This is a genomic window from Dellaglioa algida (assembly GCF_030127605.1).
GTDB lineage: Bacteria > Bacillota > Bacilli > Lactobacillales > Lactobacillaceae > Dellaglioa > Dellaglioa algida.
The window spans coordinates 1-26,833 of the sequence record NZ_JANXLE010000003.1 but is presented as its reverse complement, the minus strand read 5'-3'; the positions used below and the strand labels follow the sequence as shown (position 1 = coordinate 26,833).

Genomic DNA, 26,833 nt, shown 5'->3' with positions numbered 1-26,833 from the left:
TCCTCCTAGTCAGCTAAGTGTTGGATAGAAACGCCACGCAATGCAGCAACTTCTTCAGCACTCTTCATTTTCTTTAAACCATCCATTGTTGCGCGAACAACGTTGATTGGTGTATTTGAACCTAATGATTTACTTGTTACATCTGATACTCCAGCAAGTTCCATAACGGCACGAACTGAACCACCAGCGGCAACTCCAGAACCTTCAACAGCTGGTTTAAGCATAATGCGTCCACCACTGTATTGACCGAGAACTTCGTGAGGAAGTGTCGTACCGACCATAGGTACGTCAATCAAGTTCTTTTTAGCATCTTCAACTGCTTTACGGATTGCTTCAGGAACTTCTTGAGCTTTACCTGTACCGAAGCCTACATGACCATTGTGATCACCGACAATAACTAATGCAGCAAAACGTAGACGACGTCCACCTTTTACAACTTTAGTAACACGGTTAATCGCAACAACACGATCTTCTAAATCTAAATGAGTTGGATCAATGAAAGTCATAAACTATTTCCTCCCTTTCTTAGAATTCTAATCCATTTTCACGAGCTGCTTCAGCTAAAGCAGCAACGCGTCCATGGTATAAGTATCCGCCACGATCAAAAACAACAGCTTTGATACCTTTGTCATTAGCGCGTTTAGCAACTAATGCGCCGACAGCAGTAGCTTTTGCTACTTTGCTATCGCCTGTTACATCACTATCCATTGTTGAGGCACTTGCTAGCGTTACACCCGCTACGTCATCAATTACTTGAGCGTAGATGTGGTTATTTGAACGGAATACGTTTAAGCGTGGGCACTCTGCAGTTCCAGAAATCTTACCACGAACACGTAAATGACGCTTTGAACGTGTTTTATTTCTATCTGGTTTTGTAATCACAATTTTCACCTCTTGATTTTATTCAAAAACAAAGTAAGTAATGCTAAGCAGCATTATTTACCTGTTTTACCTTCTTTACGACGAACATGTTCGCCAACGTAACGAATTCCCTTACCTTTATAAGGTTCTGGAGGACGAACGGCACGAATTTCTGCGGCAAGATCGCCAACTTCTTGTTTACTGATACCTGAAATAATAATGCTTGTATTTGCAGGAACTTCAACAGTTAAGTTTGCGCGTTCTTCAAAATCCACTGGATGTGAATAACCAACATTTAATACTAATTTTTTCCCTTGTAATTGTGCACGATAACCAACACCAATCAACTCAAGTTCTTTTTTGAAACCTTCTGTAACTCCAAGAACCATGTTGTTTACGTTGGCACGCATTGTACCATGTAAGGCACGAGTGCTTTTATCGTCACTTTCACGAGTAAATTTAACTGAAAGACCTTCTACATGCATTGTAATAGCACTAGAAAACTTACGAGTTAATTCACCTTTGGGGCCTTTTACTGTAACCATTTGACCTTCTTGTGTAACTTCTACACCAGCAGGAAGAACGATTTCTTTATAACCTATACGACTCACGCGAGTGACACCTCCTTACGAATTAATTGATTACCAGATGTATGCTAAGACTTCGCCACCAATTTGTTTGGCGCGTGCATCTTTATCTGTCATCACACCTTCTGATGTTGAGATAACTGCGATTCCTAAACCATTTAATACTTTAGGAACTGCATCAGCTTGAACGTACGTACGTAATCCTGGTTTTGAAATACGTTTAATACCAGAGATTACACGTTCATTGTCTTTTCCAAATTTTAAAAATACACGGATAATACCTTGTTTGTCATCATCGATGTATTCGATATCACGTACGAAACCTTCATTTTTAAGGATTTCAGCGATATCACGTTTGATTTTTGAAGCAGGTACTTCTAAAGACTCATGCCGTACCATGTTTGCATTACGGATACGAGTTAAAAAGTCTGCGATCGGATCAGTCATGACCATTGAGTTTACCCTCCTTTAACTTATCTTTTTAAATTTACCAACTAGCTTTTTTCATACCAGGAATTTGGCCTTTGTGAGCAAGGTCACGAAGACAAATACGGCATAATTTAAATTTACGATAAACAGAATGTGGACGACCACAACGTTCGCAACGTGTGTAAGCTTGCGTAGAGAATTTTGCGGGACGTTTGTTCTTTGCAATCAATGATTTTTTAGCCAAAGCTTTGTAACCTCCTTATTATTTAGAAAACGGCATACCCAATTGTGTGAGTAATTCTTTTGATTCCTCATCAGTATTAGCAGTTGTAACAATAACAATATCCATTCCACGAACCTTATCCACATCATCAAAATCGATTTCTGGGAAAATTAATTGTTCGCGAACACCTAAAGTATAGTTACCACGGCCATCAAAGGCTTTATTGCTAACGCCACGGAAATCACGCACACGAGGTAATGAAACTGAAACTAATTTATCTAAGAAATCGTACATGCGTTCGCCACGTAAAGTAACTTTAGCACCGATTGGCATACCTTCACGTAAACGGAAGCCAGCGATTGATTTCTTAGCTTTAGTAACCAATGGTTTTTGACCAGAGATCAAAGCTAATTCTTCAACAGCTTTATCTAAATTTTTAGCATTAGTAACAGCATCACCAACACCCATGTTGATAACAATTTTATCAACTTGAGGTGTTTGCATAATTGATGTGTAGTTAAATTTTTCCATCATAGATGGTGTAATTTCATTAGTGAACTTTTCTTTTAAACGGTTAGTCATGAAGAAAGTGTCCTCCTTTCAGTAGGTCTATTTAACAGTTTCACCTGATTTTTTAGAAACTCTAACTTTCTTACCATCTACAACTTTGAAGCCAACACGAGTTGGTTCATTTGTAGAAGGGTCGACAAGCATCACGTTTGAAACGTGAATTGGTGCTTCAATATCCACGATGCCACCTTGTGGATTCGAGTTACTAGGTTTTTGATGTTTTTTTGCAATATTGATACCTTCAACAATCACACGGTCTTGTTTAAGGAAAACTTTAGTAACAGTACCTTGTTTACCTTTATCTTTACCTGCAATTAATTGAACTTTATCACCAGTTTTGACGAACATTTAGCGCACCTCCTTGTTTTCCGATGGATTTCTTATAATACTTCGGGTGCTAAAGAAACAATCTTCATGAAATTGTTATCACGTAATTCACGTGCAACAGGTCCAAAGATACGTGTACCTTTAGGGCTCTTGTCATCTTGGATGATAACAGCAGCATTTTCATCAAATTTGATGTAAGAACCATCAGCACGATGAGCACCTGATTTTGTACGTACGATTACGGCTTTAACAACTTCACCTTTTTTGACAACACCACCTGGTGTTGCATGTTTAACAGTAGCAACAATAACGTCACCGATATTAGCAGTTCTACGCTTTGATCCACCTAAAACTTTAATAGTTAAGATTTCTTTTGCGCCTGAATTGTCGGCAATTTTTAAACGACTTTCTGTTTGTATCACAGTAAGTGTCCTCCTTTCAATAGCAAATTAGAAATACGAATGGCAATTATGCTTAAGCAATAACTGCTTTTTCAACGATATCTAATAAACGGAATCTCTTAGTTGCTGACAACGGACGAGTTTCCATAATTTGAACGATATCGCCGATTTTTGCTTCGTTATTTTCATCATGTGCATAGAATTTTTTAGAATAAGTCACACGTTTACCGTAGGTTTTGTGTGTCTTGTATGTTTCGATAAGAACACTAATCGTTTTATCCATTTTGTCGGATACAACGCGTCCTTGATAGACTTTACGTTGGTTACGAGTTTCACTCATGCGTAAATGGCCTCCCTTTCGTAATCTACTTGTTTAATTCTTGTTGGCGTAATGCCGTTTTAATACGAGCAATTGTTTTACGTACTTCACTTAAGCGTGCGGTATTTTCTAATTGACCGGTAGCTAATTGGAAGCGTAAGTTAAACAATTCATCTTTAAATTCTTGTTCTTTGGTAATCATTTCAGCAGTGGTTAATTCATTAATTTCCTTAGCCTTCATGTGATTCGCCACCTACTTCCTCACGTTTTACAATTTTAGTTCTCACTGGAAGTTTGTTTGATGCTAAGCGTAAAGCTTCGCGAGCAACTTCTTCGGGAACACCGGCAACTTCAAACATGATCTTTCCACGTTTAACTGGAGCTACCCATCCTTCAGGAGCACCTTTACCAGAACCCATTCGAACACCAATTGCTTTTGCAGTATATGATTTATGAGGGAAAATTTTAATCCATACTTTCCCACCACGTTTCATATGACGGTTAATTGCGACACGAGAAGCTTCGATTTGACGGTTAGTGATCCATGATGATTCAAGAGCCTGTAAACCGAATTCTCCAAAAGCGACTTCTTTGCCACCTTTAGCTTCCCCACGCATTTTACCACGGAATTCACGACGGAATTTTGTACGTTTAGGTACTAACATAGGTTATTTCCCTCCTTTCACAGCGTTTTTCTTAGCTGGTAAGATTTCGCCACGGTAGATCCAGACTTTTACGCCTAATTTACCATAAGTAGTCATTGCTTCAACCCAAGCGTAGTCAATATCTGCTCTTAAGGTATGTAATGGAACTGTACCATCTGAGTAGCTTTCAACACGAGACATATCAGCTCCGTTAAGACGGCCAGCAACTTGAACTTTGATACCTTTGGCACCAGAGCGCATTGTACGTTGCATAGCTTGTTTAACGGCACGACGGAAAGCGACACGGTTTTCTAATTGTTCCGCAACGTTTTCGCCGACTAATTGAGCATCTAAATCAGGACGTTTGATTTCAACAATGTTGATATGCACACGTTTACCTGTTAAATCATTTAATTCTTTACGAAGTTTTTCAACTTCAGCTCCACCTTTACCGATAACCATACCAGGTTTAGCAGTATGGATTGAAACGTTAACACGTTTTGCAGCGCGTTCGATTTCAACGATAGAGACAGAAGCGTCGGTTAATTTTTCTTGAATGTATTTACGGATGTGTAAATCTTCATGAAGGTAGTTTGCAAAATCTTTTTCTGCATACCATTTTGAATCCCAATCACGAATGATACCTACACGTAATCCCGTTGGATTTATTTTTTGACCCACGCGTTATCCCTCCTTATTTTGTAGCTTCAGATACAACTACTGTAATGTGACTCGTACGTTTATTAATTGGTGAAGCTGATCCTTTGGCACGAGGACGGAAACGTTTTAACGTTGGTCCTTCGTTAGCAAAGATATCACTAATAATTAAGTTTTCACCATCTAAATCAAAATTATTTTCTGCATTAGCTACAGCAGAAAGTAAAACTTTTTCAATGATTGGGCTTCCGGCTCTGGGAGTAAATCTCAAAATACCGATAGCTTCAGCAACACTTTTACCTCTGATAAGATCGATTACCAAGCGAGCTTTACGCGCTGGAATACGAACAGTTTTGGCGGTTGCTTTTGCTGATGTTACTTGTTCAGCCATGTGTATAACCTCCTTTATTTAACTGTAGTTTTCTTATCGTCAGATCCGTGACCACGGAAAGTACGTGTTGGAACAAATTCACCCAACTTATGACCAACCATATCTTCTTGCATAAATACTGGAACGTGTTTGCGTCCATCATATACAGCGATTGTTAGACCAATGAAGTTAGGGAAGATTGTTGAACGACGTGACCATGTCTTGATAACTGTTTTCTTTTCTTGATCAGTTTGTGCTTCGACCTTTTTCATCAAATGTTCATCGACGAATGGTCCTTTTTTTAGACTACGACTCAATGTGAATCCTCCTTCCGGAATATAGCTTAAGCAACAAGCAAATTATTATTTTTTGTTGCGTCCACGTACGATAAATTTGTCTGATTGGTTTTTCTTTGAACGTGTTTTGTAACCCATCGTCTTTTGACCCCAAGGAGACATAGGTGATGGACGACCAATTGGAGCTTTACCTTCACCACCACCATGAGGATGATCGTTAGGATTCATAACTGATCCACGAACTGTAGGACGTTTACCAGCCCAACGAGCACGACCAGCTTTACCGATTTTGATTAATTCGTGTTGTTCGTTACCGACAGCACCGATAGATGCACGACATGTTGACAAGATCATGCGAACTTCGCCTGATGTCAAACGAACAAGAACGTATTTACCTTCTTTACCAAGTAATTGTGCTGAAGCACCGGCTGAACGAGCAAGTTGTCCACCCTTACCTGGTTTTAATTCGATATTATGGATGATTGTACCAACTGGGATATCTTGAAGAGCTAATGCGTTACCAACCTTGATATCTGCTTCTTTACCAGATTGAACCATCATGCCAACTTCTAATCCTTTAGGAGCAATGATGTATGATTTGATACCATCAGTATATTGTAATAATGCAATATTAGCTGAACGGTTTGGATCATATTCGATTGCTTTAACAGTTGCTGTTACATTGTCTTTAACACGCTTGAAATCGATCAAACGGTATTGACGTTTGTGACCACCACCACGGTGACGAACAGTAATGCGACCATAGTTATTACGGCCGGCAGTTCTGCTTTTTGATTCTAGTAATGATTTTTCAGGAGTTGATTTAGTAATTTCTGAGAAATCAGAACCAGTCATATTACGACGACCGTTAGTGGTTGGTTTGAATTTTTTAATTCCCACGTTATTTTCCTCCTATTTACAAAATTTTAGATTATTCTTCGAATAATTGAATTTCTTTTGAGTCGGCAGTTAAAGTAACGATTGCTTTACGGCGTTTTTTAGTATAACCGGCATAGCGACCTTGACGCTTTAACTTACCTTTAACATTCATGATATTTACTTTAACAACTTTAACGCCAAAAATATCTTCGATAGCTTTTTTGACTTCAATTTTAGTTGCGCGAGTATCAACGTCGAATGTGTAAACTTTATCAGCCATTCTGTCCATTGCTGCTTCGGTGATGACTGGGCGTAAGATAATATCTCTTGATTCCATTATGAAAGAGCCTCCTCTACTTGAGAAAGAGCTGCTTGAGTCATGACTAATTTGTCGTTGTTGATAACGTCAAGAACGTTAACACCTTTAGCTTCTACTACTGTAACATTTGGTAAGTTACGAGCTGCTAAAGCAACGAAATCATTGCCAGGTTCAAGAACTATTAATACTTTTTTGTTGATATCTAAGTTACTTAAAACTTCTTTGAAAGCTTTTGTTTTTGGTTGTTCGAAGCTAAGAGCATCGACCATAACCACGCCATTATCCAATACTTTTTGTGAAAGTACTGATTTAAGAGCTAAACGACGAACTTTTTTAGGTAATTTGTAACTGTATGAACGAGGAGTAGGGCCAAATACGACACCACCACCACGCCATTGTGGGCTACGGATAGATCCTTGACGAGCACGACCTGTACCTTTTTGGCGCCATGGTTTTCTACCACCACCTGAAACTGCACTTTTGTTTTTAACTGAATGAGTTCCTTGACGTAATGATGCACGTTGCATGATTACGGCGTCAAAAATGACATTGTCGTTAGGTTCGATTCCAAAAATAGCGTCGTTTAATTCAACTTCACCATTTTTAGTACCATCTTGTTTTAATAATGCGACTGTTGGCATTTTGAAATTCCTCCTTCCTGTTATTTAGCGTCTTTAGTGACGTTTTTAATTGTAACTAATGATTTGTTTGCGCCTGGTACGTTACCTTTAATCAAGATAACATTGCTTTCAACGTCAACGCGGATAACTTCCAAGTTTTTGACAGTTACGCGCTTGCCACCCATGCGACCTGGTAATCTCTTACCCTTGAATACACGGTTAATAACGGCACCCATTGAACCAGGACGACGATGGTAACGAGAACCATGAGTCATAGGACCTCGTGATTGTCCCCAACGTTTGATATTTCCTTGGAAACCATGTCCCTTAGACGTACCTGTGACGTTAACGACGTCTCCAGCTGAGAAAGTATCAACTTTGATTTCGTCACCCACAGTATAATCTCCAAGCACGACATCGTTAATTTCACGAACGAAGCGCTTAGGAGTAGTATTTGCTTTTGCTGCATGACCTTTAGCAGGTTTGTTTGTTAATACTTCACGTTTGTCTTGGTAACCTAATTGAATTGCTTCGTAACCATCATTTTCAATTGTTTTCAATTGTAAAACAACATTTGGCGTAGATTCAATCACTGTAACTGGTACCAATTCACCATTTTCAGTAAAAACTTGTGTCATACCGACTTTTTTTCCTAAGATTCCTTTTGTAGTCATAAGTACACCTCCAATATGTTTATAATTTATTTTTGTTGCTGAGTTTTATAATTTGATTTCAATATCAACGCCACTAGGTAAGTCAAGTTTCATCAATGAATCAACTGTCTTAGGTGTTGGGTTAACGATATCAATCAAACGTTTATGTGTAAGCATTTCGAATTGTTCACGTGAATCTTTATGCTTATGTGGTGAACGTAAAACTGTGTATAATGTACGTTCTGTTGGCAATGGAATTGGTCCAGAAATTGTTGCCCCTGTTCTTTTTGCAGTTTCAACAATCTTGTCAGCAGATTGATCTAAAATACGGTGTTCGTAAGCCTTTAGGCGAATACGAATTTTTTGTTTTGCCATTTTGTTCCCTCCTTCGTCTATTTTAAAAATAAGACTAGCTCCGTGTAAGTGACCGACACGCCTTGCGTGGCAAAGCTGCCGGGCGTGTCGCAATCTTTCACATCTTAGCTCATTCTATGAAACCCTGTCACAGGGCAAACTACGCCATCTGTTTTTGGGTACTTATCTATACTACTAAAGATAAAGCCTTATGGCAAGTGCTTTCTTTCTTTTTTTCAAAGTTTCTCATTAGAAAATCATAATTCACTTTTTTTCAGAAACAACTTTTATTCAATCGTTATTTTAACACAAAAAAAGAAGCTAACGATAAACGATAACTTCTTTTAAAAATTCAGAACGGCTGACTAATCAGCAGATGTTCCGTTTTTCTTCATAATTTCTTCTTGGATTGCTTTTGGTACAGCTTCATAATGATCAAATGTCATTGTAAATGTACCACGTCCTTGTGTTGAAGAACGTAAAGTAGTTGCGTAACCGAACATACCAGAAAGAGGAACCATTGCGTTAACAACTTGTGCGTTTCCGCGAGCTTCCATACCTTCAACACGTCCACGACGAGCAGTTACATGTCCCATAACATCACCTAAGTAATCTTCTGGAGCAACAACTTCAACCTTCATCATTGGTTCAAGGATAACAGCACCAGCACTCTTAGCAGCATTTCTCAATGACATTGAAGCAGCTACTTTAAATGCTGATTCATTAGAATCGACATCATGATATGATCCATCATATAACTTGGCTTTAACATCAATAAGTGGGTATCCTGCAAGAACACCGTTTTGCATAGCTTCTCTCAAACCTTGTTCAACTGAAGGAATGTATTCACGAGGAACAACACCACCAACGATAGCGTCTTCGAATGCGAAACCGCCACCCTCTTCATTAGGTGAGAATTCAACCGTAACATCCCCATATTGACCTTTACCACCGGATTGACGAACGAATTTACCTTGTGCAGAAACAGTTTTTGTAAATGTTTCACGGTAGGCAACTTGTGGTTCACCAACAGTAGCTTCAACGTTAAATTCACGTCTCATACGATCAACGATGATATCCAAATGCAATTCACCCATCCCAGCGATTAAAGTTTCACCAGTTTCAGGGTTAGTTTCTGCCTTGAATGAAGGATCTTCTTCAGCTAGTTTTTGTAAACCGATATCCATCTTATCTTGATCAGCTTTTGTTTTTGGTTCGATAGAAACTTGGATAACTGGTTCAGGGAATTCCATTGATTCAAGAATTAATGGGTGTTTTTCATCCGTTAAAGAATCACCAGTTGTCGTGTTTTTCAAACCAATAGCAGCAGCGATATCACCTGAGAATACTTCAGGAATTTCATTACGGTGATTTGAATGCATTTGAAGAATACGACCAACACGTTCACGCGTGTCTTTAGTAGAATTCAAAACATATGAACCAGCTTGTAATGTACCTGAGTAAACACGGAAGAATGTCAAACGACCAACGAATGGATCCGTTGCAATTTTGAAAGCTAAAGCAGCGAAATCTTTATCATCGCCAGCTGTAATTTCAACTTGTTCGTCCGTTTTAGGATCAGTTGCGTTATAAGGTTTAACATCTAAAGGAGATGGTAAGAAATCATTAACAGCATCCAACATCATTTGAACACCCTTGTTTTTAAATGCTGAACCAGCAAGAACTGGGTACATTTCAAGGTTTAATGTTGCTTTACGGATAGCAGCTTTGATTTCATCTTTAGTAATTTCAACGCCATCAAGATATTTTTCCATAAGCTTTTCATCAACATCAGCAACGGCTTCAACTAAAGCTTCGCGACGTTTTGTAGCTTCTTCTAAATATTCTTCAGGAACGTCAATACTTTCCCATGTAGCACCTAAATCTTCGTTATCATATAAATCGGCTTTCATTTCGATTAAATCAATAACACCTTCAAAATCATCTTCAGCGCCAATTGGCATTTGGATAGGAACAGCATTTACTTGAAGACGATCTTTGATTGTACCTACTGAGTAATCAAAGTTAGCACCCATTTTATCCATCTTATTGATGAATACAATACGAGGAACTGAGTATGTTGTTGCTTGACGCCAAACATTTTCAGTTTGTGGTTCAACACCAGATTGACCATCTAAAACAACAACGGCTCCATCTAAGACACGAAGTGAACGTTCAACTTCAATAGTGAAATCCACATGTCCTGGAGTATCGATGATATTAATACGATGTTCTTTCCATTCAGCTGTTGTAGCAGCTGATGTGATTGTAATACCACGTTCTTGTTCTTGTTCCATCCAATCCATTTGTGAAGCTCCTTCATGAGTTTCACCAATTTTATGAATTTTACCCGTATAGTATAAAATACGTTCAGTAGTTGTTGTCTTACCAGCATCGATATGAGCAACAATACCAATATTACGCGTTTTTTCTAGTGGAAATTCGCGTTTATTTGCCATTTTGTATGATCTCCTTCCAATTCTAAAATATATCCAAAAAAATGACTACTATATCGATTATCAAAATCATATAATAGCCATCCTTTTATAAAATTACCAGCGGTAATGTGCGAATGCTTTGTTAGCGTCAGCCATTTTATGTGTGTCTTCACGTTTCTTAACTGATGCACCAGTATTGTTTGCTGCATCCATGATTTCTTTAGCTAAACGTTCTGGCATTGTATGTTCCCCACGTAAACGTGCGTAACTTACTAACCAACGTAAACCTAAAGTTGAACGACGATCAGGGCGAACTTCAATTGGCACTTGGTAGTTAGAACCACCGACACGGCGAGCTTTAACTTCAAGTACGGGCATGATGTTTTTCATAGCTTCATCAAAAACTTCATTAGGTTCGTTTCCTGTTTGTTCTTTAATCATTTCGAATGCATCATACAAGATCTTTGATGCAGTACCACGACGACCATCTAACATTAAACGGTTGATTAAACGTGTTACTAATTTAGAATTGTAAATTGGATCAGGCAATACTTCTCTTTTTGGAGCTGGGCCTTTTCTTGGCATCTAAATAACCTCCTTAGATTCTATTTTTATTAGAATGACCTAAACTTATTTAGGTCTCTTTGCGCCGTATTTTGAACGACTTTGTTTACGATCAGCAACACCGGCTGTATCAAGAGCACCACGGATAACATGGTAACGTACCCCAGGTAAATCTTTTACACGGCCACCACGAATAAGAACAACACTATGTTCTTGTAAGTTATGTCCAATACCAGGAATGTATGCTGTAACTTCAAGAAGGTTAGATAAACGAACACGCGCATATTTACGTAAAGCAGAGTTAGGCTTTTTAGGTGTCATTGTTCCGACACGAGTAGCAACCCCACGTTTTTGTGGTGCAGGATTATCTGTTTGAACTTTCTTGTAACTGTTATACCCGAAGTTTAATGCGGGTGCACCAGATTTTGAACCTTTAGAATTACGACCTTTACGAACTAATTGATTAATTGTTGGCATCTAAAGTTTCCTCCTTCCTTATTATAGGTTAATTGTTTTTAAGTCCACACATCCAGGTGGTTCATTTTTTAATAATAAAAAATAACGTCCTAGACGTCTGGCTTATAATGCGCTGCTGTTATACAGAATCTCAACTATGTAGATGAATTAACTGTTCACAAAAAGCACCTTACACAGAATAGCATGGTATTTTATTTTCGTCAATGGTATTTGTATTAAAAAGCGTATTTTTTACATAGGAGGATATAAATTATGTTAATTAGCTACTTATTTTTACTAGGCGCCTGCCTGGGATCATTTATTACCTGTACTGCGACACGCCATGCGTTGAATCAAAGTCAACTCGGTCAAAGATCGATGTGCGACTATTGTGGGGTAAACATCCCTTGGCGAGACCTTATTCCGATTTACGCTTATCTTAGATTACGTGGACATTGTCGATTCTGCAAGGGGCAATTTCCAGCATATTCATTTATTTTTGAATGCAGTTTGGCTATTATGCTGCCTCTGGCTTTCGCCAAACTTTCCCCGCCACTATTTATACTGGTTACCGCATTTTTATTTTATCTCACTTTTTTATCTGTTATGGATTTTACTAATCGACTTATTTCTAGTCGTCTAACTATTGGTGGTGGTCTCATATTTATTGTTTGGCACTATTTATTGCTCGGCTTACCAGACTCATTATTGGAAATATTATTATTTAGCCTGTTTTTATTTGTATTATGCTTTCAACAAAAAATGGGGGTCGGCGATTTCATACTACTGCTTGTCATTCAACTAACATTTGGCATCCATTTTTGTTTGATTGTGACGCTTTTCGCTTGTATAAGTGCACTCCTATATTTTATCTGCGCAAATAAAACGAGATATCAGATTTTTGCATTCGTTCCCCATTTAACGTTAGGCACCTATCTAACTTTTGCATTATCTTTCTATATATAAACAAAAAGGCTGAGCAACTATGCTCGGCCTTTAATTTAGTCTTCGATTGCGTCATTTAAATGACCATAATTGAATAAAACGTTTAATATAACGGCTGACAAACTACCAACAACAAGTCCGTTGCCAAAAATAGTTTGAATCGTTAAAGGTAAGGCTTGTAACAACGCTGGTTGAACGGTTACGCCCAAACCTAAACTGACTGAAATACCAATAATTAATAAATTGCTATTACTACCTTCGACTTCACGCAACATTTTAATTCCTTGCGCACCAACCATTCCGAACATTACCAACATGGCGCCACCTAGAACAGATGCGGGAATGACGGTTGCCGTTGCACCAATTTTTGGAAGTAGACCCAATGCAATTAAAAAGAAGGCAGAAAAGTATACCGGTTTTTTTGTTTTAATTCCTGATAATTGAACGATCCCAACATTTTGTGAAAAAGTTGAATAAGGGAATGTATTGAAAATACCACCCAGAATAGCTGCAAGTCCCTCAGCACGGTACCCTTTTTTCAAATCATCCTTTTTGATAGGACGACCAACGATATCACCTAATGCAAAGAACACACCAGTCGACTCAATCATTGTTGTCAAAGCAGCTAGAATCATCGTCACAATTGATGACCATTCAAATTTTGGAGCAGCAAACATGAAGACATGAGGAAGTTGGAACCAACTTGCCTGACTCACAGGCTCTAATGATACCTCACCCATGAACGAAGCGACTACAACACCTACCAGGATACCAATTAAGATTCCGACTTGTTGGATAAAGCCGCGTCCCCAAATGTTCAACCCTAAAATAACAAGGACTGTTACACCGGCAACAATCAGATTAGGAATACTTCCGAATGATTTAGTCGTAATATCCCCGCCACCCATGTTAGTAAAGGCAACCGGAATTAATGTTAACCCAATCAATGTAATCAATGAACCCGTCACTACTGGTGGGAAAAACTTTCTAATATTCGCAAAAAAACCTGCGATTAAGAAAATAAAAATCCCGGCGGCAATAATTGATCCGTACATTGTTCCCAGTCCAAAATGTTTCCCTACGGCTGATAATGGCGCTACATACTCAATTGCACACCCAAGCACTACTGGTAAACCAATCCCGGTAAAACGTGTGCGTTTTAATTGCAGCAATGTTGCAATCCCACACATAAAAATATCCATCGAAACTAAATAAGTAATTTGTTTTGTACTAAACCCAAGTGCAGCTCCAACTAACAATGGTACTAAAATATCGCCCGAATACATGGCTAATAAATGCTGCAACCCTAATATTGATGCTTTAAAATTTGATAAGTTAGATTCATCCAAACTACTATCTTCTAATTCCGTGCTATTTTTCATTCAATCCTCCACGTTATCCTGCACACTAATAAGTCAGGTTTTTATGGACTTCGCTCTTAATACGCGCTTAATTTAACTCACATATAGTCCGGAATTTACGGCTCCGGGTAGAGACTAGCATCCATATCATGACATTATATAGGTGATTGGTATTTTTTTATTGTATGACAATATTAACACAGTCTATTTATTCATTCAATGGTTCACGGATGTTTTTTTACTTATTACATCTATCGTTCGTTTATAAAGCACAAAAAAAAGAACAATCCTTAAATTAATAAGAATTGTTCTTTTTTTGCTTTAACGTTAGTCATTCACGCCAGCTTCTTCTTCTTTCATTCGTTTCTCAATGTCTGAGATTGAATAAACATTAGCCGAAATTGAACCTGTTTCTTTTGGTTTGATTTGACGGTAATCTGGCATACCAGTACCGGCAGGAATAATCTTACCAATAATAACATTTTCTTTAAGACCAATTAATGGATCATTCTTACCGCGAATAGCAGCATCCGTAAGAACACGAGTTGTTTCTTGGAATGATGCAGCTGATAAGAAACTGTTTGTTTCAAGAGAAGCTTTAGTGATACCAAGCAAGACAGGACGTGAAGTAGCCGGAATGCCACCCTTAATCAATGTCTTATAGTTATCTTCTTTAAGATCCATGATATCCATCAAAGTACCTGGCAATACGTCTGTGTCACCGGGATCCATAACGCGAACCTTACGTAACATTTGACGAGACATAACCTCCACATGCTTATCAGAGATTTCTACCCCTTGCATACGATATACTTTTTGAACTTCACGAAGAATGTAGTTCTCCGTTGAAAGAACATCACGAACTTGAATTAATTGTTTAGGATCAATTGAACCAACTGTAAGTGCTTCACCACGATGAATCTTATCGCCTTCGGCAACTTTAAGAACAGCAGTATAAGGCAAGCTATATGTTCGTGTATCAGTTTCACCTTTAACTGTTACTTCTTTAGTACGTTCAGCAGGATTTTCTTCAATCGCTTCAATCACACCAGTTACTTCTGTAATTTCGGCACGACCTTTAGGATTACGTGCTTCGAAGATTTCTTGAACACGAGGTAAACCTTGTGTAATATCATCTCCGGCAACCCCACCAGTATGGAAAGTACGCATTGTTAATTGAGTTCCGGGTTCACCGATTGATTGAGCAGCAACAGTACCAACTGCTTCACCAACTTCAACCTGGTCGCCAGTAGCCATATTACGGCCATAACAATGTTCACAAACCCCATGCTTCGTGTTACATGTAAATGCTGAGCGGATTGTTACTTGTTCGATTCCAGCAGCGATAATTGCTTGCGCTTTGCTTTCTTCGATCATTTCATTTGAAGTGACAATAACATCACCAGTTTTAGGATCTTTAACGGTCTTCATTGCGTAACGACCTAAAATACGGTCATACAATGGTTCGATCATTTCATTTCCTTCTTTGATGGCTGATACATCTAAGCCACGATCAGTGAAACAATCTTTTTCACGAATAATAACATCTTGAGCAACATCAACAAGTCGACGAGTCAAGTATCCAGAATCGGCAGTCTTCAAGGCCGTATCAGTCATCCCTTTACGAGCCCCATGAGTTGAGATAAACATTTCCAACACAGACAAACCTTCACGGAAGTTAGAAATAATAGGTAATTCCATTGTTTTACCATTAGGAGCTGCCATCAAACCACGCATACCAGCTAATTGAGTAAAGTTAGAGATATTACCACGGGCGCCAGAATCACTCATCATTTGGATAGGATTTTGTGTGCCCAATGCTTCCATCAGTTTTTGTTGGATGTCATCTTTTGCTTGTGTCCAGATAGCAATAACGCGTTCATAGCGTTCATCTTCTGTAATCAAACCACGACGGAATTGTTTTGCAACCAAAGCAACTTGTTTATGAGCTTCTTCGATAATTGCAGGTTTTTCCTTCAAGTCAGTTACATCAGAAATACCAACTGTGATACCAGCATGTGTTGATTGATCGTAACCCAAGTTTTTAAGACGATCTAACATCTTAGAAGTTTCAGTTACTTTAAATCGTTTATAAACTTCAGAAATGATATCGCTCAAGAAGCCTTTTTTGAAAGGTAAAATAATTTCTTGCGCTTTAATCATATCGCCAATATTATCGCCAGGTTCAACGAAATATTTATCGGCTGTCTGGTTAATTAAGTTATCATTCTTAGGTTCGTTAATATAAGCAAATTCTTTAGGTAAGATTTCATTAAAGATTGCTTTACCAACAGTTGTTATCATAATGCGTTCTTTTTGCCAATCCGTAAATGGTTTACCTTCAGCAGCAAGTGTTGCTGTTTGTAATCCAATACGAGTGTGCAAATGAACGTAACCATTACGGTAAGCCATCACTGCTTCGTTAGCATCTTTAAAGATCATGCCTTCGCCTTCGCGACCAGCTTCTTCCATTGTAAGGTAGTAGTTACCTAAAACCATATCTTGAGAAGGTGTTACAACTGGTTTACCATCTTTAGGTGCCAAGATATGATGAGCAGCTAACATAAGCAAACGAGCTTCTGCCTGTGCTTCATCAGATAAAGGTACATGGATAGCCATTTGATCTCCATCAAAATCGGCATTGTAAGCTTCACAAGCCAAAGGATGAAGACGAATTGCTTTACCATCAACTAAAATTGGTTCGAAAGCTTGAATACCAAGACGATGAAGTGTTGGTGCGCGGTTAAGAAGAACTGGATGTTCAACAATAACTTCTTCTAAAACATCCCAGATGTCTTCATCGCGACGATCAAGCTTACGTTTAGCATTTTTAATATTTGATGCCATTTCGCGTTTAACAAGTTCTTTCATCATAAATGGTTTGAATAATTCCAAAGCCATTTCACGAGGAATACCACATTGATTCATTTGTAACGTTGGTCCAACAGCAATAACTGAACGGCCTGAATAATCAACACGTTTTCCAAGTAAATTTTGACGGAAACGTCCTTGTTTACCTTTCAACATATGTGAAAGAGATTTCAATGGTCGGTTACCTGGTCCAGTAACTGGACGGCCACGACGACCATTATCAATCAATGCATCAACAGCTTCTTGTAACATACGTTTTTCATTTTGAACAATAATACCAGGAGCATTCAAATCTAATAAACGTTTTAGTCGGTTATTTCGGTTAATAACCCGTCTGTATAAATCATTCAAATCAGAAGTGGCAAAACGGCCACCTTCTAATTGAACCATTGGACGTAAATCAGGCGGAATGATAGGAACAGCGTCCATAACCATCCATGAAGGTTCATTTTGAGAAAGTAAGAATGCTTCTAAAATATCCAAACGACGAACGGCACGCGTTCTCTTTTGGCCAGTAGCATCTTTCAATTCTTCTTTTAATTCTTCAGATTCACCAGAAAGATTAACATCGCGTAATAAATGACGAATAGCATCGGCACCCATTCCAGCTTCGAATTCAGTTCCGTATTCTTCACGTTTTTCACGATATTCACGTTCTGTTAATAACTGTTTCTTTTCAAGAGGTGTGTTACCAGGTTCAGTAACAACGTAAGAAGCAAAGTAAATAACTTCTTCCAAAGCACGGGGGCTCATGTCTAAGACAAGACCCATACGACTTGGAATTCCTTTAAAGTACCAGATATGTGTAACTGGTGCAGCTAGTTCGATATGACCCATACGTTCGCGACGTACTTTAGAACGTGTAACTTCAACCCCACAACGATCACAGACAATACCTTTATAGCGAATACGTTTGTATTTACCACAGGCACATTCCCAATCTTTTGTTGGTCCGAAAATACGTTCATCGAATAATCCATCTTTTTCAGGTTTTAATGTACGATAATTAATTGTTTCAGGCTTTTTAACTTCACCGTATGACCAGCTTCTAATCTTATCAGAAGATGCTAAGCCAATTTGCATGCTATCAAATTTATTGACATCGATCAAAGGACCGACCTCCCTTTAGTTTTATAGTGTATTGAATTTCTTAAACTGAAATTAGCTTCATCAACACAAATTCAAGTTCAGTAACTAAGCCGAAATTATTCTTTGTTCATTTCAGCAGCCATTTTTTCGGCTTCTTCTTTAGCTTTTTTCTCTTTTTGTTCGTTAGCTAATTTGCTTAACGCATCTACATTAACGATATCATCATCGTCATCATCCATGTCACGTAATTCAATTTCAGCTTTCTTAGCATCAAGTACTTTCATATCTAATCCTAATGACTGTAATTCTTTAACAAGAACACGGAATGATTCAGGAACACCTGGTTTAGGAATTGGTTCACCTTTGACAATTGCTTCGTATGTTTTCACACGACCCACAACATCATCAGATTTATACGTTAAAATTTCTTGTAACGTATAAGCGGCACCATAAGCTTCAAGTGCCCAAACTTCCATTTCACCAAAACGTTGTCCACCAAATTGTGCTTTACCACCTAAAGGTTGTTGCGTTACTAATGAGTATGGTCCTATTGAACGAGCATGGATTTTATCATCAACCATGTGAGCAAGTTTCATGTAGTACATAACCCCTACAGAGACACGGTTATCAAATGCATCACCAGTACGTCCATCATATAAAATTGTCTTACCATCTTCTGAGATTCCAGCTTCTTTAAAGACATTCCAGATATCTGAATCACGAGCACCATCAAAAACAGGTGTTGCAACGTGGATACCTAATTTACGAGCAGCCATACCTAAATGAAGATCTAATACTTGTCCAATATTCATACGAGAAGGAACACCCATGGGATTCAAGAGAATATCAACTGGTGTACCATCTGGCATATAAGGCATATCTTCAGAAGGCACAACGATTGAAACAACCCCTTTGTTACCATGACGTCCAGCCATCTTATCACCAACACGTAACTTACGTTTTTGTGCGATGTAGATACGAACCATCATGTTAACACCAGGACTTAATTCATCCCCTGCTTCACGAGTAAAGATTTTAACATCTTGAACAATACCGCCACCACCATGAGGAACTTTCAATGAAGTATCGCGTACTTCACGAGCTTTTTCTCCAAAGATAGCATGTAATAAACGTTCTTCAGCAGATAATTCAGTAACCCCTTTAGGCGTTACTTTACCGACTAAGATATCACCATCATTAACTTCAGCACCAATACGAACGATACCAAATTCATCAAGATCTTTTAATGAATCTTCACCAACATTAGGAATTTCACGAGTAATTTCTTCAGGTCCTAATTTCGTATCGCGTGCTTCTGATTCAAATTCTTCAATATGAATTGATGTATAAACATCATCACGAACAAGACGTTCATTGATAATAACAGCATCTTCAAAGTTATAACCATTCCATGTCATGAAGGCAACTAATGGGTTTTGGCCTAAAGCTAATTCCCCATTTTCCATTGAAGGACCATCAGCTAAAATTTCATCAGCATCGACATGGTCATTCACACGAACGATTGGACGTTGGTTGTAGTTTTTACCACCATTTGAACGATGGAATTTCATTAATTTGTATTTATCTAAAGCACCATCTTCACGACGAACACGAATTTCACGCGCATCAACATATTCAACAGTACCTTCGTTTTTGTTAATTAAAGCCACACCAGAATCATGAGCTGCCTTATATTCAATACCCGTACCAACAAGTGGTGAATGAGGATTGATTAAAGGAACAGCTTGACGTTGCATGTTGGCACCCATTAAGGCACGGTTAGAATCATCATTTTCCAAGAAAGGAATACATGCTGTAGCAACAGCCACAACTTGTTTAGGTGAAACATCCATGTAATCGACTTTATCAATACCAATTTCGATATTTTCTGAACGGTTACGAGCCATTACAAGTTCATTCACGAATGAATCATCTTCATTTAATGGTGAGTTAGCCTGTGCAATAACATAGTTATCTTCTTCGTCAGCAGTCAAGTAATCGATTTTTTCAGTTACTTGATGTGATTCCCAGCTCACACGACGATATGGTGTTTCGATAAAACCATAACGGTTAACACGTGCGTAGCTTGATAAACTATTAATCAAACCGATATTAGGTCCTTCAGGCGTTTCAATTGGACACATACGACCGTAATGCGTGTAATGAACATCACGAACTTCATATCCGGCACGATCACGAGTCAAACCACCAGGTCCTAAGGCAGAAAGACGACGTTTATGCGTCAATTCACCAAGTGGATTAGTTTGATCCATGAATTGTGACAATTGAGATGAACCAAAGAATTCTTTAATTGAAGCCACAACAGGACGAATGTTAATCAATTGTTGTGGCGTCACAGTTGTTGTATCTTGAATTGACATACGTTCACGAACGACACGTTCCATTCGTGATAAACCAATTCTAAATTGATTTTGTAGTAATTCACCAACTGAACGAATCCGACGGTTACCTAAATGATCAATATCATCCACGGAACCGATGTTTTCTTTCAAGTTAAAGAAGTAGTTCATTGAAGCAATAATATCAGCAGGTACAATATGTTTATATTGTAAGTCAATATTACCGTTACCAATCATTGGCATTTCACGTTCTGGATCTACTTGAGAGTAAACCTTAACGATTTGAAGAACCATTGGTTCAGTAACAACCCCATCTTCTGATGGATGGTAAGTCACCGTTTTGAAATCTTGACGATCAAGGTATGGTGCTAAAGTTTCCATAACTTGTTTATCAATTACGGTATCTTTTTGTGCAAGCACTTCACCAGTATCTGGATCAGCCAATGTCTCAGCTAATGTTTGATTCAATAAACGTGTTTTCAAGCTTAATTTCTTATTGATTTTGTAACGACCAACTGGAGCCAAGTCGTAACGTTTTGGATCAAAGAAACGAGCCGTCAATAAACTACGTGAGCTATCAGCCGTTTTAGGTTCGCCGGGACGTAGTCGTTCATAAACATCTTTTAAAGATTCTTCAACACGTGAATCATCTGTATTTTTATGAACATCTTTTTCAAGCGTTAGCATTAAGCTATCGTTGTTTCCCAACATTTCAATAATTTCATCATCAGAACCAAATCCTAAAGCGCGGACCAATTCAGTTAATGGAATTTTACGTGTACGATCAATACGTACATACGAAATGTTTTTAGCATCAGATTCATATTCTAACCATGCACCACGGTTAGGAATAACTGTTGTGCCGTATGTTTCACGGCCATTTTTATCTAATGAACCATTATAGTAGACACCTGGTGAACGAACTAATTGAGAAACGATAACTCGTTCGGCACCATTAATAATAAAGGTTCCTTGTTCAGTCATTAATGGGAAATCACCAAAGAAAACATCTTGTGATTTAATTTCGCCAGTTTCATGGTTAGTTAAACGTAATGTTACATGTAGTGGAGCAGAATAATTCGCATCATGTGCGCGTGCTTCATCTACAGTATATTTAGGTTCTAATAATTGGTAATCAACAAATTCTAATGATAAGTTACCAGCAAAATCGTCAATTGGCATGATATCTTCAAACATTTCACGAAGACCTTCATCCAAGAACCATTGGTAAGAATCACTTTGAATTTCGATTAAATTAGGTAAATCTAAAACTTCTTTGATACGTGCGTAACTTCTACGTGTACTGTGTTTACCGTAGTTTACTAAATGTCCAGCCAAATTAGTCACCTCTCAAATTTATTCTGTAAATCTGCCAAAAGTCGATGATTTTATATTACAATTTGATTACAAATTGCATACTAGACGAAAAAATCGGTTTTTTTGACAAAAGAAAAAACAAAAATAGTTTATTTATTTTTTAAACAATAACCATTTTTGTTTCTCTATAAGGCTTCTTACGGACAATAGATCGTAATCAGCTATAAAAATTCACAGTATTATACATTTAATTATCATATACGTTCTTGAATCAGATGTCAACAGTTCCTGTTCGCTATGTCATTGTCACAAATTCTTCGGCGCTTGTTGGATGTATAGCAACTGTATCGTCGAAATCTTTTTTAGTTGCACCCATCTTAATAGCAACTGCAAAACCTTGTAACATCTCGTCCATACCTTCGCCAACACCATGCAAGCCAATAATACGTTCGTTCTCACCGAATGTAATTAATTTCAAATTCTCGGTCTCTTTAACATCACCCAAACTATAACGCATCGGTGTAAATGTCGATCGATATATTTTGAGATTATCTTCACCATATTCCAGTATTGCTTCCGCCTCAGTTAGACCAATGGTTCCGGCAACTGGGTGAGAGAAAACAACCGACGGTACAAGTTGGTAATCCAAATGTTCAGTTGGCTTGTTGTTAAAGACGCGTTCCATCAATCGGCGACTGGCAGCAATCGCAACGGGTGTTAGATCCATTTTACCAATCACATCACCGGTTGCGTAAACGCCAGCAACAGACGTGTTTTGATAGTCATCGACCATAATAGTACCATCATCATTTAACACAACGTCCGTCGCCGAAATATTAATTTTATCAGTCACCGGATGACGTCCAACAGCCCAGATAACACGGTCTACAATGATTGTGCCATCATTGGCAACTACTTCAAGTTTACCGTCACTAGTCTTCTTTATCTCAGCTATTTCTGATTTAAAACTAATATCAATTCCTTTTTTTTCATACGATTTCGTCACATTCGTTGAAATTAATTCATCAAATTTAGGTAAAAGTGCATCATATTTCGCATACATATGCACTTTTGACCCTAACGCATTTAAAGTACCCGCAAGCTCAGTACCAACATAACCGTTTCCGATAATTGCAACACTGGTAGGTAGCTCGTTTAACTCATTAAAAAACTGATTTGATTCGATACCATATTCCGCGCCAGAAATATCAGGAATATCTGGTGTACCTCCAACCGCGATTAAAATATGATCTGATTCGTACCGCGAGCCATTAACCTCAACCGTACGATTATCAACAAACTTTGCATAACCCTTAATAACTTGAACATGATTCTTATCAAGATTTCTAAAATAAGAACCGTGCAACCGATCAATATATGCGGAACGATTAGCAACTAATTTTGCAAATTCCAGCTGAGGTTTCTGGACATCGAATCCATAATCAGCAGCTAAATTAAAGTCTTGAGCCATTGATGCCGCTGACCACATAATTTTTTTTGGTACACATCCCACATTGACACAGGTCCCACCAATTTCATTTCCTTCAATTAATAATACTTTTTTGCCAAAAGATCCGGCACGGTTTGCTGCGGCAATACCGGCAGATCCACCACCGATTGCAATAAAATCAAATTTTTCCATGTGTGACCCTCCTTTTCTACTAGCTTGATTATAGATTGAATTACTAAATTCTCATATTTTAATGCCTAAAAAGGGCGCAACCACATAAATAGTTACACCCTTTAAGACTTATTTCGCTATTACTTTAATTTTTGGTTCCTTAACGGTTACTTTAATGACACCTTTTACTGCACCAATCATCACGTTATCATTGTTTTTTATCTGACCCGAAAGAAGAATATCACTTAATCGATCTTCAACCTCTGTTTGTAATGCGCGACGAATTGGTCGAGCACCATACTCAGGATCAAAACCAACCTTAGCAATAACATCAATTGCGGCAGATGAAATTTTTACTTTAATGCCTTGTTCCTTCAAACGATCAAGAACTTCCTTAGTCATCAACTTCACAATTTCATGTAGTTCATCTTTAGTTAATGAATGGAAAATAATTGATTCATCAATTCGATTCAAAAATTCAGGACGGAACGATTTTTTCAGAGCCGCACGAATTTTTTCGGACATTGCTTTATATTCATCTTTCTCAGATTCAATACCAAACCCAACAAATTTTTCATCACGAATGGCAGTTGCACCTAAGTTAGATGTCATAATAATAATCGTATTTCTAAAATCAATTCTGCGACCTTTAGAATCTGTTAAGTACCCATCATCTAAGACCTGAAGTAAGATATTAAAAACATCAGGATGTGCTTTTTCAACTTCATCTAAAAGGACAACAGAATAAGGTGTTTGACGAACTTTTTCAGTTAATTGCCCACCCTCGTCATATCCAACATATCCTGGTGGCGAACCAATCAAACGACTCGTACTATATTTTTCCATGTATTCCGACATGTCAACTCGAATCATTGCCTCTTCAGAACCAAACATTGCCTCAGCAAGTGCCTTGGCTAATTCTGTTTTACCAACACCAGTTGGGCCAAGGAACATAAATGATCCAATTGGTCTCATTGGATTTTTCAAACCACTTCTAGCACGTCGAATTGCTTTTGAAATTGAGCTAACTGCCTCATTCTGACCAACAACCCGTTTATGCAGGACGTCCTCAAGGTGAAGTAAGCGATCACTTTCACTTTTATTTAGTTGTTGAAGTGGGACTCCCGTCCAATCAGAAACGATACTTGCAACTTCTTCACTAGTTACTTTTATATCATAGTGTTCCGTCTCAGATTCAACAGCAGCAACCTTTTCAGCTTCTAAATCTTCAACCTGTTTCTTAACACGCATTTCCTTTGTTCGAATGCCCGCAGCCAACTCAAAATCTTGTTGACTAACCGCATCATCCTTTTGTTGACGTAATTCATCAAGCTGATCTTGTTTTTTACTTAATTTTGATTTAGTACTTGGACGTTCAATACGAACTTGAGCAGCAGCCTCATCCATTAAATCAATGGCCTTATCTGGTAAGAAACGATCAGTAATATATCTATTTCCCAATTCTACAGCCGCTTCAATTGCGTCATCAGTAATTTGAACATGATGATGCGCCTCGTACTTAGGTCGAAGACCCTTTAAAATATCAACCGTTTGTGCTTCCGTTGGTTCTTTAATCGTTATTGTTGCAAAACGACGTTCCAAAGCGGCATCAGACTCAATATATTTTTGATATTCGTCTAAAGTGGTTGCGCCAATAACTTGGACCTCACCACGAGCCAAAGCTGGTTTCAAGATATTTGATGCATCAATAGCGCCTTCAGCACCGCCGGCACCAATTAACGTGTGCAATTCATCAATAAATAAAATAACATCTTTAGTTGTGTAAACTTCCTTCAAAATCTTTTTCAATCGATCTTCAAATTCACCACGATATTTTGTGCCCGCAACTAATGAACCCATATCGAGCATCATTAATCGTTTACCAATCATATCTTCGGGAACATTTTCGTCAACTAATCGTTGTGCGAATCCCTCGGCAATCGCCGTTTTACCAACACCAGGTTCACCAATTAATACGGGGTTATTCTTCGTTCGGCGACTTAGGACTTGAGTTAATCTTTTCACTTCAGAATCTCGGCCAATCACAGGATCAATCTGTTTGTCACGTGCCATTTTAGTTAAATCACGAGCTAATTCATCTAATGTGGGCGTACCTTGCTCTGCATTATCTTTATTACCACGATTTTTCTGTCTCATTTGAACTTCACTAACGCCAAGTTGACGGAATATTATCTTACGAACCTGTTTAATATCTGCACTCAGACTGCCCATAATTCTCGATGACAATATCTCATTATTACTTGTAAGTGCTAGCAGAAGATGTTCCGTACCGACTTTACTTGCATTTAAATTTTTAGCCTCATCATTAGCAATTGATAAAATCATTTTTGCCTTTGGTGAATATGGTAAATAAGTGTCATTTTTGGTTAATCTCAATGAACCATAACCGGTAAATCTTTCAATCTCTTCCATTATATCTTCTGGATCAACATCAAACTGCTTTAACACTTTATCTGCAACACCATTTTGAACTTCAGATAAGGCTAAAAGTAAATGTTCAGTACCGACAGCTTGTTGACGATAATGTTTGGCCGCTTCCTGAGCCCTGATAAGAACTTCCTTTGCGCTCGGAGTAAATAAATTATCCATAATATTACCTCTTTCTACTCTTCATATCGTAAGCGATTAATTAAATTAACTAACATTTTAGCACGTACCGTGTTTTCCAAGTTGGTATCCATCCCAAGAAAAGCATCTTTTTTTATCGTGGCCAAAATTAAATTAGATTCTTTTTTCGTTAACGTTTTTTCATCATATAAGCTTTGTATAATATCGTATCCTTCTTGCTGAGACACATCCGTGCCAATTAAATTTTCTAGTGTTTGAATAAATTCTTGATCCGCAAAAAGGTTTACTTTTTCAATTTTTATATACCCACCGCCACCACGTTTACTCTCAACCACGTATCCATTTTGGATAGTGAAGCGAGTATTTATTACGTAATTTATCTGCGATGGTACACAATTAAATAATTCAGCAACTTCAGAGCGTTTAATAACGATTGCTTTTTCATCCAACAGAAATTTTTTGAAGTACTTTTCAATCACATCAGAAATATTCTGACCCTGCATATTCATCACCTCAAATAGTTTGACTAATGTTGACTTTAATTATACGAAATATATATCAAAATTGAAAGTCATTTGTCTTGAGACAAAAAAAGAACCTAAACATTACGTTTAGGTTCTTTTTTAATTAATCGGGAAAACAGGATTCGAACCTGCGACCCCCTGGTCCCAAACCAGGTGCTCTACCAAGCTGAGCTATTTCCCGAACACAAA

General features: G+C 38.0%; 29 protein-coding genes, 1 tRNA gene and 1 riboswitch. Of the genes, 1 reads left to right on the top strand and 29 read right to left on the bottom strand.

Annotated elements, in window-relative coordinates:
- Positions 1–5 precede the first annotated feature (5 nt).
- The 22 genes from rpsE to rpsL form a co-directional block, all read right to left on the bottom strand.
- Positions 6–506, bottom strand: coding sequence for a 30S ribosomal protein S5 (gene rpsE, locus N0K73_RS03315; RefSeq protein ID WP_057974625.1), 501 nt, complete (start codon positions 504–506; stop codon positions 6–8).
- Between the two features lie 19 nt (positions 507–525).
- Entirely contained in the window at positions 526–882 is a 357-nt protein-coding gene (rplR, locus tag N0K73_RS03310; protein WP_083478987.1) for a 50S ribosomal protein L18, read from the bottom strand.
- 53 nt (positions 883–935) lie between these two features.
- Complete coding sequence (gene rplF, locus N0K73_RS03305; protein ID WP_057974627.1) at positions 936–1,472, bottom strand: 50S ribosomal protein L6; 537 nt, start codon at positions 1,470–1,472, stop codon at positions 936–938.
- Positions 1,473–1,502: 30 nt separating this feature from the next.
- Positions 1,503–1,901: a 30S ribosomal protein S8 gene (rpsH, locus tag N0K73_RS03300; RefSeq protein WP_057974628.1), complete on the bottom strand. Its 399-nt coding sequence runs from the start codon at positions 1,899–1,901 to the stop codon at positions 1,503–1,505.
- A gap of 34 nt (positions 1,902–1,935) precedes the next feature.
- Positions 1,936–2,121, bottom strand: coding sequence for a type Z 30S ribosomal protein S14 (locus N0K73_RS03295; protein ID WP_057974629.1), 186 nt, complete (start codon positions 2,119–2,121; stop codon positions 1,936–1,938).
- Between the two features lie 18 nt (positions 2,122–2,139).
- On the bottom strand, positions 2,140–2,682 hold the full coding sequence (rplE, locus tag N0K73_RS03290; protein WP_057974630.1) for a 50S ribosomal protein L5: 543 nt from the start codon (positions 2,680–2,682) through the stop codon (positions 2,140–2,142).
- A gap of 27 nt (positions 2,683–2,709) precedes the next feature.
- Positions 2,710–3,018 carry a 50S ribosomal protein L24 gene (gene rplX / locus N0K73_RS03285; protein ID WP_057974631.1) on the bottom strand — a complete coding sequence of 103 codons (309 nt, stop codon included), beginning with the start codon at positions 3,016–3,018 and terminating at the stop codon, positions 2,710–2,712.
- 32 nt (positions 3,019–3,050) lie between these two features.
- Entirely contained in the window at positions 3,051–3,419 is a 369-nt protein-coding gene (gene rplN, locus N0K73_RS03280; RefSeq protein ID WP_057974632.1) for a 50S ribosomal protein L14, read from the bottom strand.
- Between the two features lie 52 nt (positions 3,420–3,471).
- Positions 3,472–3,738: a 30S ribosomal protein S17 gene (gene rpsQ / locus N0K73_RS03275; protein ID WP_057974633.1), complete on the bottom strand. Its 267-nt coding sequence runs from the start codon at positions 3,736–3,738 to the stop codon at positions 3,472–3,474.
- Positions 3,739–3,763: 25 nt separating this feature from the next.
- The gene (rpmC, locus tag N0K73_RS03270) at positions 3,764–3,958 is read right to left on the bottom strand and encodes a 50S ribosomal protein L29 (RefSeq protein ID WP_057974634.1); all 195 of its coding nucleotides are present in this window, start codon (positions 3,956–3,958) and stop codon (positions 3,764–3,766) included.
- On the bottom strand, positions 3,948–4,382 hold the full coding sequence (gene rplP, locus N0K73_RS03265; protein WP_057974635.1) for a 50S ribosomal protein L16: 435 nt from the start codon (positions 4,380–4,382) through the stop codon (positions 3,948–3,950). The genes rpmC and rplP overlap by 11 nt, the downstream gene beginning before the upstream one ends.
- Before the next feature lie 3 nt (positions 4,383–4,385).
- Positions 4,386–5,042 (bottom strand): 30S ribosomal protein S3, encoded by a 657-nt coding sequence (gene rpsC / locus N0K73_RS03260; protein ID WP_057974636.1) that lies wholly within the window; start codon positions 5,040–5,042, stop codon positions 4,386–4,388.
- A gap of 13 nt (positions 5,043–5,055) precedes the next feature.
- Complete coding sequence (gene rplV, locus N0K73_RS03255) at positions 5,056–5,409, bottom strand: 50S ribosomal protein L22 (protein WP_057974637.1); 354 nt, start codon at positions 5,407–5,409, stop codon at positions 5,056–5,058.
- Between the two features lie 14 nt (positions 5,410–5,423).
- Positions 5,424–5,705 (bottom strand): 30S ribosomal protein S19, encoded by a 282-nt coding sequence (gene rpsS / locus N0K73_RS03250; RefSeq protein ID WP_057974638.1) that lies wholly within the window; start codon positions 5,703–5,705, stop codon positions 5,424–5,426.
- A 45-nt stretch (positions 5,706–5,750) separates the two neighbouring features.
- A complete protein-coding gene (gene rplB / locus N0K73_RS03245) occupies positions 5,751–6,584 on the bottom strand; it encodes a 50S ribosomal protein L2 (RefSeq protein ID WP_057974639.1) in 834 nt (277 codons plus the stop codon).
- 31 nt (positions 6,585–6,615) lie between these two features.
- Complete coding sequence (gene rplW, locus N0K73_RS03240; RefSeq protein ID WP_057974640.1) at positions 6,616–6,900, bottom strand: 50S ribosomal protein L23; 285 nt, start codon at positions 6,898–6,900, stop codon at positions 6,616–6,618.
- A complete protein-coding gene (gene rplD, locus N0K73_RS03235) occupies positions 6,900–7,523 on the bottom strand; it encodes a 50S ribosomal protein L4 (RefSeq protein ID WP_057974641.1) in 624 nt (207 codons plus the stop codon). The genes rplW and rplD overlap by 1 nt, the downstream gene beginning before the upstream one ends.
- Positions 7,524–7,543: 20 nt before the next feature.
- On the bottom strand, positions 7,544–8,176 hold the full coding sequence (gene rplC / locus N0K73_RS03230) for a 50S ribosomal protein L3 (protein WP_057974642.1): 633 nt from the start codon (positions 8,174–8,176) through the stop codon (positions 7,544–7,546).
- A gap of 45 nt (positions 8,177–8,221) precedes the next feature.
- Positions 8,222–8,530, bottom strand: a complete 309-nt coding sequence (gene rpsJ, locus N0K73_RS03225) for a 30S ribosomal protein S10 (protein ID WP_057974643.1) — start codon at positions 8,528–8,530, stop codon at positions 8,222–8,224.
- A gap of 344 nt (positions 8,531–8,874) precedes the next feature.
- Entirely contained in the window at positions 8,875–10,968 is a 2,094-nt protein-coding gene (fusA, locus tag N0K73_RS03220) for an elongation factor G (RefSeq protein ID WP_057974644.1), read from the bottom strand.
- A gap of 93 nt (positions 10,969–11,061) precedes the next feature.
- Positions 11,062–11,532, bottom strand: coding sequence for a 30S ribosomal protein S7 (gene rpsG, locus N0K73_RS03215; RefSeq protein WP_057974645.1), 471 nt, complete (start codon positions 11,530–11,532; stop codon positions 11,062–11,064).
- A 45-nt stretch (positions 11,533–11,577) separates the two neighbouring features.
- Positions 11,578–11,988, bottom strand: coding sequence for a 30S ribosomal protein S12 (gene rpsL / locus N0K73_RS03210; protein WP_057974646.1), 411 nt, complete (start codon positions 11,986–11,988; stop codon positions 11,578–11,580).
- Positions 11,989–12,240: 252 nt separating this feature from the next.
- Between rpsL and N0K73_RS03205 the strand changes: the two genes are divergently transcribed.
- The gene (locus N0K73_RS03205; protein WP_112250648.1) at positions 12,241–12,933 is read left to right on the top strand and encodes a prepilin peptidase; all 693 of its coding nucleotides are present in this window, start codon (positions 12,241–12,243) and stop codon (positions 12,931–12,933) included.
- 35 nt (positions 12,934–12,968) lie between these two features.
- On the opposite strand, the gene N0K73_RS03200 is transcribed toward N0K73_RS03205, so the two are convergent.
- The 7 genes from N0K73_RS03200 to N0K73_RS03170 all read right to left on the bottom strand — a co-directional run bounded on the left by N0K73_RS03200 (position 12,969) and on the right by N0K73_RS03170 (position 26,825).
- Positions 12,969–14,294 (bottom strand): nucleobase:cation symporter-2 family protein, encoded by a 1,326-nt coding sequence (locus N0K73_RS03200; protein WP_112250650.1) that lies wholly within the window; start codon positions 14,292–14,294, stop codon positions 12,969–12,971.
- A gap of 64 nt (positions 14,295–14,358) precedes the next feature.
- Positions 14,359–14,456: riboswitch (purine riboswitch) on the bottom strand.
- Between the two features lie 144 nt (positions 14,457–14,600).
- Entirely contained in the window at positions 14,601–18,254 is a 3,654-nt protein-coding gene (rpoC, locus tag N0K73_RS03195; protein WP_057974649.1) for a DNA-directed RNA polymerase subunit beta', read from the bottom strand.
- A 95-nt stretch (positions 18,255–18,349) separates the two neighbouring features.
- A complete protein-coding gene (rpoB, locus tag N0K73_RS03190) occupies positions 18,350–21,940 on the bottom strand; it encodes a DNA-directed RNA polymerase subunit beta (protein ID WP_181647393.1) in 3,591 nt (1,196 codons plus the stop codon).
- Positions 21,941–22,205: 265 nt separating this feature from the next.
- A complete protein-coding gene (gorA, locus tag N0K73_RS03185) occupies positions 22,206–23,552 on the bottom strand; it encodes a glutathione-disulfide reductase (RefSeq protein ID WP_112250652.1) in 1,347 nt (448 codons plus the stop codon).
- A gap of 108 nt (positions 23,553–23,660) precedes the next feature.
- Positions 23,661–26,141: an ATP-dependent Clp protease ATP-binding subunit gene (locus tag N0K73_RS03180; protein WP_112250654.1), complete on the bottom strand. Its 2,481-nt coding sequence runs from the start codon at positions 26,139–26,141 to the stop codon at positions 23,661–23,663.
- Between the two features lie 14 nt (positions 26,142–26,155).
- Complete coding sequence (locus tag N0K73_RS03175) at positions 26,156–26,623, bottom strand: CtsR family transcriptional regulator (RefSeq protein ID WP_112250656.1); 468 nt, start codon at positions 26,621–26,623, stop codon at positions 26,156–26,158.
- A gap of 128 nt (positions 26,624–26,751) precedes the next feature.
- Positions 26,752–26,825, bottom strand: a tRNA-Pro gene (locus N0K73_RS03170).
- Positions 26,826–26,833 lie beyond the last annotated feature (8 nt).